Source organism: Clostridium magnum DSM 2767 (assembly GCF_001623875.1).
Taxonomy (GTDB): Bacteria; Bacillota; Clostridia; order Clostridiales; family Clostridiaceae; genus Clostridium_AM; species Clostridium_AM magnum.
Genome location: NZ_LWAE01000006.1, coordinates 304,983 through 319,263 on the forward strand (window position 1 = coordinate 304,983; position 14,281 = coordinate 319,263).

General features: G+C 31.4%; 13 protein-coding genes and 1 pseudogene. All 14 read left to right on the forward strand.

The window, feature by feature from the left end:
- The first annotated feature begins 13 nt into the window (after window positions 1-13).
- Window positions 14-943: a GDP-L-fucose synthase gene (gene fcl, locus CLMAG_RS22340; protein WP_341420745.1), complete on the forward strand. Its 930-nt coding sequence runs from the start codon at window positions 14-16 to the stop codon at window positions 941-943.
- 180 nt (window positions 944-1,123) lie between these two features.
- Window positions 1,124-2,224 carry a glycosyltransferase family 4 protein gene (locus CLMAG_RS22345; RefSeq protein ID WP_066627754.1) on the forward strand — a complete coding sequence of 367 codons (1,101 nt, stop codon included), beginning with the start codon at window positions 1,124-1,126 and terminating at the stop codon, window positions 2,222-2,224.
- Window positions 2,225-2,347: 123 nt separating this feature from the next.
- A complete protein-coding gene (locus CLMAG_RS22350; RefSeq protein WP_066627762.1) occupies window positions 2,348-3,451 on the forward strand; it encodes a glycosyltransferase in 1,104 nt (367 codons plus the stop codon).
- 36 nt (window positions 3,452-3,487) lie between these two features.
- Window positions 3,488-4,960, forward strand: a complete 1,473-nt coding sequence (locus CLMAG_RS22355) for an undecaprenyl-phosphate glucose phosphotransferase (RefSeq protein WP_066627764.1) — start codon at window positions 3,488-3,490, stop codon at window positions 4,958-4,960.
- Window positions 4,961-5,414: 454 nt separating this feature from the next.
- Window positions 5,415-8,867, forward strand: a complete 3,453-nt coding sequence (locus CLMAG_RS22360; RefSeq protein WP_066627766.1) for a cell wall-binding repeat-containing protein — start codon at window positions 5,415-5,417, stop codon at window positions 8,865-8,867.
- Window positions 8,868-9,076: 209 nt separating this feature from the next.
- The gene (locus CLMAG_RS22365; protein WP_066627768.1) at window positions 9,077-9,520 is read left to right on the forward strand and encodes a MarR family winged helix-turn-helix transcriptional regulator; all 444 of its coding nucleotides are present in this window, start codon (window positions 9,077-9,079) and stop codon (window positions 9,518-9,520) included.
- A 273-nt stretch (window positions 9,521-9,793) separates the two neighbouring features.
- On the forward strand, window positions 9,794-10,927 hold the full coding sequence (locus CLMAG_RS22370; protein ID WP_066627770.1) for a TolC family protein: 1,134 nt from the start codon (window positions 9,794-9,796) through the stop codon (window positions 10,925-10,927).
- A 32-nt stretch (window positions 10,928-10,959) separates the two neighbouring features.
- The gene (locus CLMAG_RS22375) at window positions 10,960-12,075 is read left to right on the forward strand and encodes a TolC family protein (protein WP_161487020.1); all 1,116 of its coding nucleotides are present in this window, start codon (window positions 10,960-10,962) and stop codon (window positions 12,073-12,075) included.
- 341 nt (window positions 12,076-12,416) lie between these two features.
- A complete protein-coding gene (locus CLMAG_RS22380; RefSeq protein ID WP_066627773.1) occupies window positions 12,417-12,908 on the forward strand; it encodes a cell wall-binding repeat-containing protein in 492 nt (163 codons plus the stop codon).
- Window positions 12,905-13,162: a cell wall-binding repeat-containing protein gene (locus CLMAG_RS22385; protein WP_082832042.1), complete on the forward strand. Its 258-nt coding sequence runs from the start codon at window positions 12,905-12,907 to the stop codon at window positions 13,160-13,162. Before CLMAG_RS22380 ends, CLMAG_RS22385 begins: the two co-directional genes overlap by 4 nt.
- Before the next feature lie 97 nt (window positions 13,163-13,259).
- A pseudogene (locus CLMAG_RS35105) lies at window positions 13,260-13,349 on the forward strand (hypothetical protein); the annotation flags it as partial.
- Between the two features lie 15 nt (window positions 13,350-13,364).
- The gene (locus CLMAG_RS22390; protein WP_153041001.1) at window positions 13,365-13,661 is read left to right on the forward strand and encodes a hypothetical protein; all 297 of its coding nucleotides are present in this window, start codon (window positions 13,365-13,367) and stop codon (window positions 13,659-13,661) included.
- Complete coding sequence (locus CLMAG_RS22395) at window positions 13,648-13,830, forward strand: hypothetical protein (RefSeq protein WP_066627779.1); 183 nt, start codon at window positions 13,648-13,650, stop codon at window positions 13,828-13,830. Before CLMAG_RS22390 ends, CLMAG_RS22395 begins: the two co-directional genes overlap by 14 nt.
- Window positions 13,831-13,838: 8 nt before the next feature.
- Window positions 13,839-14,281 (forward strand): hypothetical protein (locus CLMAG_RS22400; protein WP_153041002.1); only part of this gene is annotated, 443 nt, incomplete at its 3' end.

Here is a 14,281-nt window from a genome sequence, read left to right on the forward strand (position 1 = left end):
TTAAGGGGGGATTATTATGGATAAGGAAAGTAAAGTATATGTAGCGGGCCATAATGGAATGGTTGGATCCGCCATTGTTAGACGACTTGAAATAGATGGCTATAAAAATATAATTTTTAAATCTTCTAAGGAATTAGATTTGAGAAGACAATTAGAAGCAGAAAACTTTTTTCAAGCTGAAAAGCCAGAATATGTTTTTTTAGCAGCTGCAAAAGTTGGTGGAATACATGCAAATAATAGTTATCCTGCTGATTTTATTTACGATAATCTTATGATTGAAGCTAATATAATTCGAAGTGCATTCGAGAATAAAACAAAAAAACTGCTTTTTTTAGGAAGTTCCTGTATATATCCTCGTATGGCAGAACAACCAATAAAGGAAGAATATCTACTTGGAGGGTATCTTGAAAAGACTAATGAAGCATATGCACTTGCAAAGATATCAGGATTAAAAATGTGTGAGTATTATAATGCACAGTATGGAACTAATTTTATAAGCGCCATGCCGACTAACCTTTATGGCCCTAATGATAACTATGATTTAAATAATTCTCATGTACTACCTGCGCTTATAAGGAAGTTCCATGAAGCTAAGGTATCAAATTTAGAAGAGGTAGTTATGTGGGGAACTGGAACACCTAGGCGTGAATTTTTACATGTTGACGACCTGGCAGATGCTTGTATTTATTTAATGTTAAATTATGAGGGGAATGAAACTGTAAATGTTGGTGTTGGAGAAGATATTTCTATAAAAGATCTTGCAATTATGGTAGCTGATATAGTTGGGTTTAAAGGTACAATTAAACACGATTTAACTAAACCTGATGGGACTCCAAGAAAGTTATTAGATGTGTCAAAAATAGGGAAAATTGGCTGGAAAGCTAAAATTGGTCTTACAGATGGAATAAAAATGACTTATGAGGATTATTGTAAGAGATACTAGTATCAGATTACAATATAAAGATTGAATAAAGACATTTATTATTACTTATATATTAATAGATTAATTGAAGTTACTGCTCAGAATTTTGCATCAAAGTTTAAAGCTGTACGACAAAATGCACTATAAATTAAATAGAAAATAAATTTATAAGAACTTAATAAAGAGTTAGGTGAAAATAACATGAAAATAGCATTTAATGGTCTTATTATCGATGAAAAAAGAGCGGGGATTGGACAATATGGTCATAACTTGATAAATAGCCTGATTAAAAAGAAAGAAGGTATAGATTATACCTTCTTTTTACAAGAAGATATAAAATTTAGTTATGATAATATAATATATAGAAAAAATTATAATCGTAGCTATGAAAGAATATTTGAAGAACAAGTTAGTCTTCCAACTAAATATAATAAATATGATTTAGTGCATTTTATAGATTATAGTAGCCCTATATTACCAATCAAAGTTCCATTTATTACAACTATTCATGATTTATCGTTCTATAAATATCCACAGGCATTCACTAGAGGAAGTAGAAAAATAAAAGAATTACTTACACCTATAAGTGTTAAGAGATCAGAAATAATTGTAACTATTTCTGAAAGCACTAAAAAGGATATAATATCATATTTTCCTGATGTAGAAGATAAAATTAGAGTTGTTTATCCAGGAAAACCTTGTTTTACCAGGGTAGATAATAATTTTCAAATAGATAGTGTTAAAAAAATGTATGGTATAGAGGGAAAATATATACTAGCAGTTGGAACGCTGGAACCTAGAAAAAACATAAAGAGCTTAATAAGGGCTTTTAGCATTATAAATAAGGAATTTAAAGATATTAAATTAGTGTTAGTAGGTAAAAAAGGATGGCTTTATGATGAAGAATTTAGAGAAATAAAAGATATAGAAATGAATAATAATTTAATATATACTGATTATGTAAGACAAGAACATATGGCTGCTTTATATAGCGGAGCAGAAGTTTTTGTATATCCTAGTTTTTACGAAGGCTTTGGACTCCCACCTTTAGAAGCCATGAGTTGTGGAGTGCCTGTAGTAGTTTCTAATACTTCATCTCTCCCAGAGGTAGTGGCAGATGCTGGCGTTTATTGTGACCCTAATAACGTCAAGAATATTGCGGAATCTGTAATTAGTGTGTTGGGTAGTACGAGTTTAAAAAAGGAATTAGCTAAAAAAGGAATAATTCAAAGTAATAAATTTAGTTGGGATAAAACTGCAGAAAATATTATTAGTATATATAAAGAAATATTGAAATTATAAAAAGCCTAATGTGATTATATTTGATATATTGAAACTATCTATAATTGTATAATAGTTTTCAAATGGTGCTTGGTTTAAAAAAGGTTCTAAAATATATACTAGAGAACTTGGGGTGAAATAATAATGAGAGTAGCAATTGTACATGAATGGTTTAGCGGAATAGGTGGATCGGAAAAAGTTGTGAAGGCTTTTCATGAGCTTTTTCCTGATGCTCCTGTTTATGTTTTTGTTCATAATAAAAATAATATGCCTGAAGAATATAATAAAATGGATATAAGAACTTCATACCTTCAGAAAATACCATTTTCAAAAACGAAGTATCAAAAATTATTGCCACTTATGCCTCATGCAGTAGAACAGTATGATTTGTCGGATTATGATCTAGTTATAAGCTCATCTACTTGTTGTGCTAAAGGAGTTATAACTAAAGCTGATACTTTACATATATGTTATTGCCATACCCCTATGAGATATGGCTGGGATTTATATCACGAATACATAAAAGATAAGAGTACTATTATGAAATGGATTATTTCTTCTCAAATGAAGAATATAAGATTATGGGACAAGCTTTCATCAGATAGAGTAGACTGTTTTTTAGCTAATTCAAATAATGTAGCAAAAAGAATACAGAAAAACTATAGGAGAAATTCCAAGGTAATATATCCTCCGGTGGACACTGATTTTTATACCTTAAAAGGTGAGTGTGGTGATTATTATCTTATAGTATCAAGGCTTGTAGGATATAAAAGAGTTGATTTAGCCATTGAGGTATTTAATGAACTTAATCTTCCCCTAGTGATAATTGGTGGCGGTGAAGAGTATAAGAAGTATAAAACTATGGCTAACAGTAATATATCATTTTTAGGTAGGCTTTCTGATGAAGAGATACGTAATTATTATAGGGAATGTAAAGCGTTTGTTTTCCCAGGAGAAGAGGATTTTGGAATCACACCTGTAGAAGCGCAGGCCTGTGGACGCCCTGTTATAGCCTATGGTAAAGGTGGAACCTTAGAAACGGTCATAGAAGGACAGACAGGATTATTTTTTTATAATCAAGATAAGCAATCATTAAAAGAAGCTGTCATAAAAATGGAGAAAAGTTATAAAATCTTTGATAGTAAAGTTATAAGAAAAAATGCTTTAAGATTTAGTGTTAATAGATTTAAAAGTGAGATTATGGATTTTGTTACTGAAAAGGTTATGGAATTTCATAATAAGGTATAAATTAATATGTAATATTATTCGGAAAGAGAGAGAAATATGATAAAGGAAAATCAAAAATATTTAAATAGACTTTTAGTTTTTTTAGATATTTTATGTCTAATATTTTCATTAATATTTGCATGGTATATTAGATTTAAAAGTGGTATTGTTCATGTTTCTGGTGATGGAGATTATTTAAGATTTAAACAATACCTAAAGCCAGTAATATTTATGTTACCTTCATATCTAATATTGTATAATGCTTTTAAATTATACACTCCATATAGATTTAAAAGCATGTGGGAGGAAGCTATTAATATACTAAAGGCAAATATACTTGGAATTTTAATATTTGTTCTTTTATTATATGTATTTAGGTATATAGATTATTCAAGATATTTGCTTGCAATATTTATTTTTAATTGTTCTTTATTAATGATTATAGAAAGGGTACTTGTGCGAGTATCTCTTAGGATTATGAGAAAGAAAGGGTTTAATCTTAAGCATATTTTGATTATAGGATTCAATAATCTAACAATTGAATTCTTTGATAAGATAAATAAGAATAAACATTGGGGTTATAATATTTTAGGAATATTAGATAGCAATAAAAGTAGAAATTTGAGTGATTTAAGTAAAAGTATTGATAGTTGTGACAATAAGGTTGCTTTAGATGAAATAGCTGCTTCTCAAGAAAAAAAATTAATTTTAGGAGATATAGATGACCTAGAGTACCATCTCAATAAATATAATGTAGATGAAGTAGTTATTACTTTAAGTATAAAAGAATATGATAAACTTGCATTTATTATTAATACCTGTGAAAAAAGTGGTGTAAGAACCCAAATTATACCTGACTATTATAAGTATATTCCTGCAAGGCCATATGTAGAGGAATTAGACGGTTTACCTATAATTAATATAAGATATATACCTTTAGACAATTTAGTAAATAAGTCAATTAAAAGGTTAGTTGACATAGTATTTTCATTTGTAGCAATATTAGCACTCATCCCTATTATAGTCATAGTTGCAGCAATAATTAAGTTAACCTCACCTGGACCAATATTATTTAAGCAAGAAAGAGTAGGTCTAAATAAGAAATCATTTATGATGTATAAATTTAGATCAATGCATGTTCAAAAGAATGAAGAAGAAAAAGTACGGTGGACAACAGTTAATGATCCTAGAAAAACTAGATTTGGCTCCTTTATTAGAAAGACAAGTATAGATGAATTACCACAGCTTTTTAACGTACTTAAAGGAGAGATGAGTCTCATAGGTCCTAGACCAGAGAGACCATATTTTGTAGACAAGTTTAAAGAAGAAATTCCAAAGTACATGGTTAAGCATCAAGTACGTCCAGGTATTACAGGATGGGCACAAGTGAACGGATGGAGAGGGGATACCTCAATAGAAAAAAGAATTGAATGCGATATTTACTATATAGAAAACTGGAACTTATGGATGGATATTAAGATAATGTTTTTAACTGTATTTAAAGGTTTTGTGAACAAAAATGCTTATTAATGAGTATTAAAAAGGTTGATAGAAAAGTTCTATCAGCCTTTTTTTGTCTTTGGCGTAGGTAATCGGTAAGAAATAAAACATTCTAGTATTTTTCCCTATATATGACTACATAACCTATGTAATTTTATGAATTAAGGGATATTATTGGAATAAAATTGTACCAAATAAAGCTATGAAGAAGAAATTATGCAAAATTAAATGGATAAATAATGAATTTGTGGATTAAGGTTCAAGTAGTGGAATTAATTCATACGTTGTAGATACATTAGTTTAGTATTAAAATAATAACATCAGCTGACACAATATGACATCAGTTGATATAAGAGGGATAATGACATAACGTAAAACTACTTAAAACATATAGACCAAGCTATGCAGTATAGGGCTTGGATATATTTAAACTACTAGTATAAAACATAACTAGAATTTCTAGAATCGAGGAGGAAAATTTAACATGAGTAAAAAAGGTACAAGAGCACTTGCAAGTGCTACACTTATGTCTCTAGTTTTAACTTCAGCTTTAGCAGCTGGCCCAGTTAAAGCAGCAGCAGGAGAAGTTACAAGAACAAGTGGTGCAGATAGATATGCTACAGCAGCTCAAGTAGCAAAAGCAAATTGGGCTACAGGAGCTACAGACGTAGTATTAGTAACTGGAGAAGGTTATGCAGACGCAGTAAGTGCATCAGCATTAGCAAAACAATTAAATGCACCAATACTTTTAACTACAACTAATGAATTAAGTAATGATGCTAAATTAGCATTAGAGACATTAAAACCACAGAACGTATACATAGTAGGTGGAAATGCTGCAATAAGCCAATCAGTAAGAGATGGTTTAAAAGCTAACTACAACCTAGTAGAATTAGGTGGAAAAAACAGATATGAAACTAACGTAGCAGTTGCTAACAAATTAGTAGAGCTTGGTGTTAAAGCTGATAGCGTAATGTTAGTAGGCGGAGAAGGATTCTCAGATGCTCTATCTGTAGCACCAGTAGCAGCAGCTAAAGGACAAATATTACTATTAGGAAGCAACAATACAGAAACAATGGCACCTGTAATAAACTTTGTAAATGCTAACAGCTCAAAGGTTACAGTTGTTGGAACAACTAACATAATAAATGAAGATATGTATAAGGCACTTAATGCTGTTGATAGAGTAAACGGTGGAGCTAACAGATTTGAAACTAACATGAACGTATTAAACAAGTATGCTGCAGATTTAAAAGCAGACAAGCTATTTGTTGCAAACGCAAGTGGAAATGGATATGCAGATGCTCTAGTAGCTTCAGCTTTAGCTGGAAAGACAGCTTCTCCATTAGTATTAGTTGATTCTGAAGGAGCAGCAGCTACAACTACAGCTATAAACTACATTAAAGCAAAAGCAACAAAGACTACTGACTTAAATGTTGTTGGTGGAGAAGGTGTTGTTTCAAATACTACAGTTAATGCTATAAACAGTGCAGTTAACGGAGATGTAGTAGAAACTCCATCTGCTACAGTGGCTTCAGTAACAGCTACTAACCTAAACCAAATTAAAGTAGTATTTAACTCAGAGGTTGATGAGGATTCAGCTGAATTAGTTTCAAACTACAAGATAGATGGAACAGCATTAAATAGTGGTAATGCAAAAGCATCATTACAAGATGATAATAAAACATTAGTAATAAACTTATATAATGTAAAACAACAAAATAAATCATATGACTTTGAAGTTAAAGACGGTGTTTTAACAGCTGATAAAACTGAAACTGTAGCTAAATATGGTTCAACTGTAACATTCTCAGATATAACTGCACCAACAGTAACTTCTGTAAGTGTAAAAGGAAACAGCAAAATAACAGTAATGTTCTCAGAACCTGTTAAAGTAGATGTTGATGCTAGTGGTAATGCAACAAGTACATTTACTAGCAAGCTTAAAATAAACGGACAAAATATATCTGGATTTGGATTAAGCACAGCTGCTCCAAAAGATGTAGTAGCAGCAGTAACAGCTGGTACAACTACGTCAACAACTGTTTGGGCTGACGGAGTGGACTTATACTTCGCATCTAAGCTTCCAAGCGGTAATAATACTTTAAAAATATCTGACGGAGATGCAAATTCTGTATTAAGTGATGCTGCAGGCTTTGTATTTAAAGAAGCAACTCAGAACTTCAATGTTGATGCTGTTACTACAGCACCAGTAATAAAAGAAGTTAAAGCTGATGCAGATGGAACTCTTTGGGTAAGATTTGATAGAGCAATGGATCAAACTACTGCTACATCAGGAGCTAACTACGGATTAAATGGCGATAGCAATTCACTTAGCGCTGGTACTTTAAAAGAAGGTGATGCTACAGTTAAATTTACTGGTGTATCATTTGCTACTGGAGCTAATACGTTATATATAAAGAATAGTATTAAAGATGCTTATGGAAATAAAGTAGCTGACGACACAAGAATAAGCTTTACAAATACTAAAGATGAAACAAAACCAACAGTAACAAAAGTAACTATGATAGATAGTTCAACTATCAGAATGACATTCAGCAAAGATATTGACATGACTTATGCAAGCAAAACAACTAACTATACATTAAAAGATTCTACTGGATCAGATATCACAAGCAATATTGATTATGTTAAACCTTCTAATGGAGTTATGGCAAATGATAATGTTTGGGATATAAAGATGAAGGCTGGTGACTCTAATAAGCTAACTGGCAGTAAGTATACACTTACAATTAAGAATTTAGTAGATACAACAACAAACAAAAATGTTATGGATGAATATACAACTACTTTAACAGGTAATGACGATGTAGCTCCAAAATTAAGTTCTGTTGTTGCAAAAGCTGACGGTGCTAATCATAAAGTTGTTCTATTCTTCTCTGAAGCAATGGATACAGATACATTAAGTAACTTAGCTAACTACAAGTATCAAAATGCATCAAATGAAACTAATAGTATGCCATCTGCAACAAAGATTACAGTAAGCAATGATAACAAGAGTGTTACACTAGAATTCCCATCAAATTACTATGTTCAAGCTACTTCAGGTGTAGATAATGACAATATAGTAGATGAAATTCTTGTATCAGGCTTAAAAGATGAAGCAGGAAACTTAATAGATTCATTTGCTAACAGTGGAGCTATTACACCAGTAAGTGGTGCAAGTACTGTTGCATACAAGGCTAATACTTATAAAGTAGAAGATGATGGAAATGATTTATTAGTTAAATTCCAATTTGATAAATCAATAGACACAGATACATTAGACAGAAACCAATTTACAGTTGCAGGTGAAACTCCTGATAGCGTAAGTGTTAATGGTTCAGATATTGTACTAAGATTTAGCCAAGATGTTAAGGGTGTTACAACTGCAGCAGCTGTAACAGCATATGATAATAATCCAGTATACACAGATACAAACTTAGATAAAATTGAAGCTATAAAGGCACAAGGTTCAGCAGCACAACTTGTATTAGCTACTAATACGCTTAAAGACCTTGCTGGAGCAGCAATTGCGCCAACAACTTTAGCTTCAACAGTATATAATTATACAGCAGCACCAAAAACTACTTCAGATTTCTGGTATGCAACTGCTGGTAGCACAGAATCAACAGTAGTTATAACATTTGATAATGTTATTGATTCACATAGTGGAGTTAAAACTGATGACTATACATTCGTTATAGATGGAGAATCAGTAAAAGCTGATGCTGTTCAAATAGTTGATAATACTTTAGTGTTTAAATTCAACACTGCTGATAAGGCTACTAAGTTTGTTGCAACTAACAAAGTAGGAGTAGCTCTAAAGAATACTGCAATTAATGTAGAAACTCTTAAGGATGCTGATGGAAACTATGCTAAATATGTACCATCAACTGATGACACTACTAAGACAAGACAAGTTGTTATTCACTAATTTAAAATTATATAGTGTTATTGATTAAAATACACAAATTGTAAGATGAGAGGGTAGCCCTGGAGCTATCCTCTCATTTTTAGTTTAATAGAAACGATTTTAAATACCATAAATTAGCATAAAATAATACTGAAAAAGTATGGAAATACATATATCCTTGTGGTAAAATTATTTCATTATTGAAATATTCTACTTTGAAAGGAATAAAAATGAATAATGAAAAAGCGTATGAACTCATAAAAGAGTTGATGTTGGTTTTTAAATTATTAAACAGAAAAGTAAGCCATAAGATAGACTGTAAAAAGGTAAATATGACATCAATCATGATACTAAAACAGTTAAGTACTGGTGGCCAGAAAACCTTAACAGAAATTAGTGAAAGTCTTGGGCTTCCCAATAGTACAGCTTCAGTTTTGGTAGACAAGCTTGTTAAGCAGGGAATGTTAACTAGAGTTAGAGATGTAGATGACAGGAGAAAAGTGTTAATATGCATAACAGATAAGGCCATGGAGTTAGAAGAAAAGATTAGTGGCGAATTTACTGAATATCTTAAAGAATTAATAAATCCAGCTACAGATGAAGAAGTTGAAACTATTTTTAAAGGACTTGAGACTTTGACAAAGGTAATAGAGAATGGTGATCAAATGAAGTAAAATCTTAACCAGATAGGAGTATTTGGGTGAGTAACTACTGAATAAACAGGAGAAGTATATAAAAATGTTACAAAAATGTAAAAGTTCTATGTGATTCTATGATGTATAATTAAGAATATAACCTTCTGATATTTTCTAAATGTGGAATAAGTTATGAGTAAATTAAAGAAGGAGATAAATATATAATAAATACTTCTGAAAATAAAACAACAAATCTAACTTAATTACTAAGTAGTAAGATATGAATAGTAATAGTAAACGAGGAGGGAAAGTATGAAAAAAATTAAAATGCTGGTTTCAGCAGGATTAATAATTGCAGCTTGTTTAAGCAGCAATACAGTTTTTGCAGCATCAAATACCTTGGATATAGATTCTGTCCTAGATACTGCTGTGCAAAGTTCAGTAACAATAAAAAGCATTGATATCAGTATTCAGAAGAGTGAAAACTCATATAAAAAAGCAGTAAAAGATGCATCAGATTATGATGAACAACTAGATAATTTAAAAGGCAGTGATGATGCCTCAAAGCTGCAACTTATGCAGTCTAGGGATGATGCCCCAGCAATACAGAAAAATGCCTTATACCAATATACTAATAAAAAAGAAGTCGCTAAGAATGGAGTAAACTTAAGTGTGTATCAGCAATACATTACTTTATTAAATTATAAGGATACTGTAGATACAGAGCAAAAAAGATTGAATAATGCAGAAGCAGATTATAAAAAAGCACAACTGCAACTGGATATGGGAATGGCGTCAAAAGGAGATGTGTTAACAAAGCAATCAGCCTATCTTGCTCAAAAGGCTAAATTTAATTCTGTAAAAAGACAATATGATTTGCAAACAATGCAATTGAATAAAACAGTAGGAGTACCTATTGAAACTAAATATGATACTCTTTTAAAAGATAAAATTACAGACAAGCCCTACATAAGAAGTTACAATGATTATTTAAATGATGCCTTAAAAAATAGAGCTGAGATTTTAAATGATCAAGATACAATAAAGTTGAAACAGTTTGAATTCCTTACTATAAAAGGAGTTTATCATTATAATACTCAAGATGAATATAAAGATGGACAATTTTATATTAATGAAGCACAGAATACTTTAGAGAATGATAAAATAGAAATTTCAATAGAGATTGATAGTCTGTATAATGATTTACAAAATAAATCTAAACAGCTAAAGTCTAAAAAGGAAAACGTTGAATTTACACAAAAGGATTATAATCAAGCATTGCAGAAGTATAATTTAGGAATCATAAGTAAAATGGATTTAGATTCCAAAGCAGTAACACTCCAGGATGCACAAAATAGCTTAAAAACACTAGAAAGAGATATATGGTTATCACAGACTAAACTCAATTATGCTTGTGGTATCGGTGCAGATACTTCAAAGCTTTAATGATCCAAGGCAAAATTAAGGAGGAAAATTTAATGAATAAAAAGGTTAGTTTATTAATTGCACTAGTAATGTCTGTAGGAATAAGCAGTACTACTTTTGCAGCAGATACAACAACTACTTCAAATGGAACTAATATAAATATAACACAAAGTGCTACTGGCACAATAAGCCTTACTTTAGTGGATGCACTAAATAGTATAGAAAAGAATAATACAACAATAAAATTATTAGATCAAAAAATAAAACTTACTAATAGACAATATGATGATGCTCATCAAAAGGCATTACAAATTAGTACTAGCGGTAAGAGTGCTGTTAACTATTCTGGAGATAGCTATGCTGGTGTAAAAATTCAAGAAACAGTAACACCGCTGCAGGCTAGTCAAAATATAGAATATGCAAAACATGATAAGGAAAGCAAATTAAAAGACTTAAAAGTAAGTCTAGAAAAGTACTATATGGATGCTTTAAATTGTGAGGATCAAATAAGAAATATAAATAGTACTATTGAAAATATAGACAAGCAAATAGAACAGACAAAAGCAAAAATAGCTCAAGGAACAGTAACTTCTGATGCAGTGGATTCACTAAATTTACAAAAAAGTCAGAAATTAGCTACGCTAAATACTCCGAAGGCACAGATTGAGCAGGATATTTTAAATATAAAGCAGATACTAAACATAGATTTGAATAGTGATGTAGTATTAGCTCCTGTAACAAAAGAGTTTGTAAAATATGATGATAGTAAAATAGAAGAGATAATAAATACTGCTGCAGAGAACATCTATAGTATTCATAAAGCGAATAACAATATTCAGTTGTTAAAAATGCAAGCTGATATTTATGCAAGATACTATTATGTAGATAACACTAATGTTCTAAATTCTCAATTAAACTTACAGGATGCACAAAACACTTTACAAGATACTATAATCCAAAATAAAATAACTTTGTGGCAAGCTTACTATACTGCAAAAAATTACGAAGATAATATAGCAACAGCACAGGTAAGTGTACAAAATGCTCAAACTAAATACGATAATACTCTTGCTAAATTTAATTTGGGACAGGTAGATAAGCTTCAAGTAGACTCTGCTAAGTTAGCACTAGATAGTGAAAAAAATTACTCTTCAAAAGGCAGTAAATGATTATATGGTAAATGTACAGGCATTTATCAATCAGTTAACACAATAAATATTACAGCTAATAGATGATTTTAATCATTTATTAGCTGTTTTTTTATTGTAGAAGGTATCTATAAGAAATCAGCTAAATAGCATAGTAAAATTTCTGCAGTCTAGCAAATGCCAAATTAGAAGGGAAAACTTCGCATAATTATTGGAAAAAATTTATTATTGTAGTATAATATAATTACTTTAGCTAAAATAAAGGAGTTTTTTACTCTTGTAGAACAAATTCAAGGGCGTGGACATTCTTTGCGCAGATGAATTATTAATTAAACTTTATATTTTATAAGATAAATGGGGGGATGAATAATGCAAAAGAAGATAAAAAGAGCTTTATCAGCAAGTACTATTGCATCTTTACTGGTAACAAGTTCAGTAGTATCTGTAAATGTAAAAGCAGCAACGACCACGTCAGAAACCCAAGATTATGGGGTTCAGACAGATATGAAACAGCAACAAAGGTAGCACAAACTGGATGGACAAGTACTTCGGATTATGCTGTAATAGCAAGCGGAGAAGGATATGCAGATGCACTTTGCGCAGCACCACTGGCAAAGGCAAATAATGCTCCTATCCTTTTAACTCAAAATGGTGATTTGAATGCAAATGCTTTAAGCGAGTTAAAAAGATTAAATGTAAAACATGCATTTATTGTAGGTGGAACAGGAGTAGTATCTCAGAATGTAGAGGACAAAATTAAGGCTCAAGTTGGTGATGTTCAAAGATTAGCAGGACAGAACAGATATGAGACTTCAGTTAAAGTAGCTGAAAAGCTAGGAACTAATCAAAAATAGTACTAGCTTCAGGAGAAGGCTATGCAGATGCTCTATCAGCAGCACCAGTGGCAGCTATAGAGGGAATGCCAATACTTTTAACACAAAGCAATACACTATCAACTGCAACAGCTGAGTACATAAAAGCTAATACAGGTATAACAAAAACCTACGTAATTGGTGGATATGCTTCAGTTAGTGATGTAGCTATGAACTCAACTCCAGGTGCTGAAAAATATATGGTTCAGACAGATATGCAACTAATGCAGCAGTAATTATAAATTTGCATCAGATTTTAACTTTAACAAGGCATATTTTGCTCTAGGAAATGGACCAACTGGTAATGAATTTGCAGATGCTTTAACAGGTTCTGCATTAGCAGCTAAAGACAAAGCACCTCTAATAATAGTAGGAAAAGAATTAAGTGATAGCACTAAAGAACTTATTAAGACAATTAACTAAGAATACTACGATACAGTGCTAGGTGGAACGGCTAATATAGCAGATTCCATGGTAAGCGATGTTATTACATTATCAGCCACAGGCACAATAACTCCAGGTGGAAGTTCAGGTGGCGGAAGCTCAAGTAGTAATAGCGCAACTTATTTAAATACTACAAATACTTCATTAGGAACTATAAGTGGTCCTGCATATATTACAATTGCAGGTGTAGCACTTTCAAACGGAACTATAAATGGAGACCTTTATGTTAAGGCTGATAGTACAACGCTTTCCGCTATAACAGTAACTGGAACTTTATTTGGATCCAGGTGATGGTAAAAGTGTAACCCTTGACTCAGTGACTGCTGCAAATGTAGTAGTTCAGTCAGGTGGAAGTAACAGTATACATTTTAAAGGCAATACAAAAGTTGATAAATTAGTAATAGCAGCTGTAAACAATAATGGTAATAAAGTAAGAATAGTAATAGAAGGAAATATATAGATATAAAAGTGACTGAAGTAAATTCACAGGCAAAACTTGAGGCGATTGAAGGATCCTTTGGTGATGTTGAACTGCAGCCAAGCACTGCAAATAAGGCTGTAGAAATTATAGGAGCCTTTGACAAACCTGTTATAATCAAAGGAAATGTAGATGTACAAACTTCTTCAGATACTAATATAGCAGCACTTGTAGTTGCTGCAGATGCAAATGCAGATGAAATAAAGGTTGAAGGTAGTGGAAATGTTACTAATATTCAAATTAGAAATGCAAAGGTAACAGTAACTATAACTAATGACATAATCGTTGTAACCGTAGTATCTGTACCTGATGCTAGAGTAACTGCCCCTGTGCCAGTAGTTATAAAACCTATAGATCAAATGACTGATCTTGATTCCCTATCATATAATGATATTACAACATTTGTATCAGGAATATATACTAACAACATTGC

Excerpts from the sequence above, each read along its gene's own strand:
- CLMAG_RS22345 (WP_066627754.1), top strand. The coding sequence starts at position 1,124 with ATGAAAATAGCATTTAATGGTCTTATTATCGATGAAAAAAGAGCGGGG.
- CLMAG_RS22350 (WP_066627762.1), top strand. The coding sequence starts at position 2,348 with ATGAGAGTAGCAATTGTACATGAATGGTTTAGCGGAATAGGTGGATCG.
- CLMAG_RS22355 (WP_066627764.1), top strand. The coding sequence starts at position 3,488 with ATGATAAAGGAAAATCAAAAATATTTAAATAGACTTTTAGTTTTTTTA.
- CLMAG_RS22360 (WP_066627766.1), top strand. The coding sequence starts at position 5,415 with ATGAGTAAAAAAGGTACAAGAGCACTTGCAAGTGCTACACTTATGTCT.
- CLMAG_RS22365 (WP_066627768.1), top strand. The coding sequence starts at position 9,077 with ATGAATAATGAAAAAGCGTATGAACTCATAAAAGAGTTGATGTTGGTT.
- CLMAG_RS22370 (WP_066627770.1), top strand. The coding sequence starts at position 9,794 with ATGAAAAAAATTAAAATGCTGGTTTCAGCAGGATTAATAATTGCAGCT.
- CLMAG_RS22375 (WP_161487020.1), top strand. The coding sequence starts at position 10,960 with ATGAATAAAAAGGTTAGTTTATTAATTGCACTAGTAATGTCTGTAGGA.
- CLMAG_RS22380 (WP_066627773.1), top strand. The coding sequence starts at position 12,417 with ATGAATAATGCAAAAGAAGATAAAAAGAGCTTTATCAGCAAGTACTAT.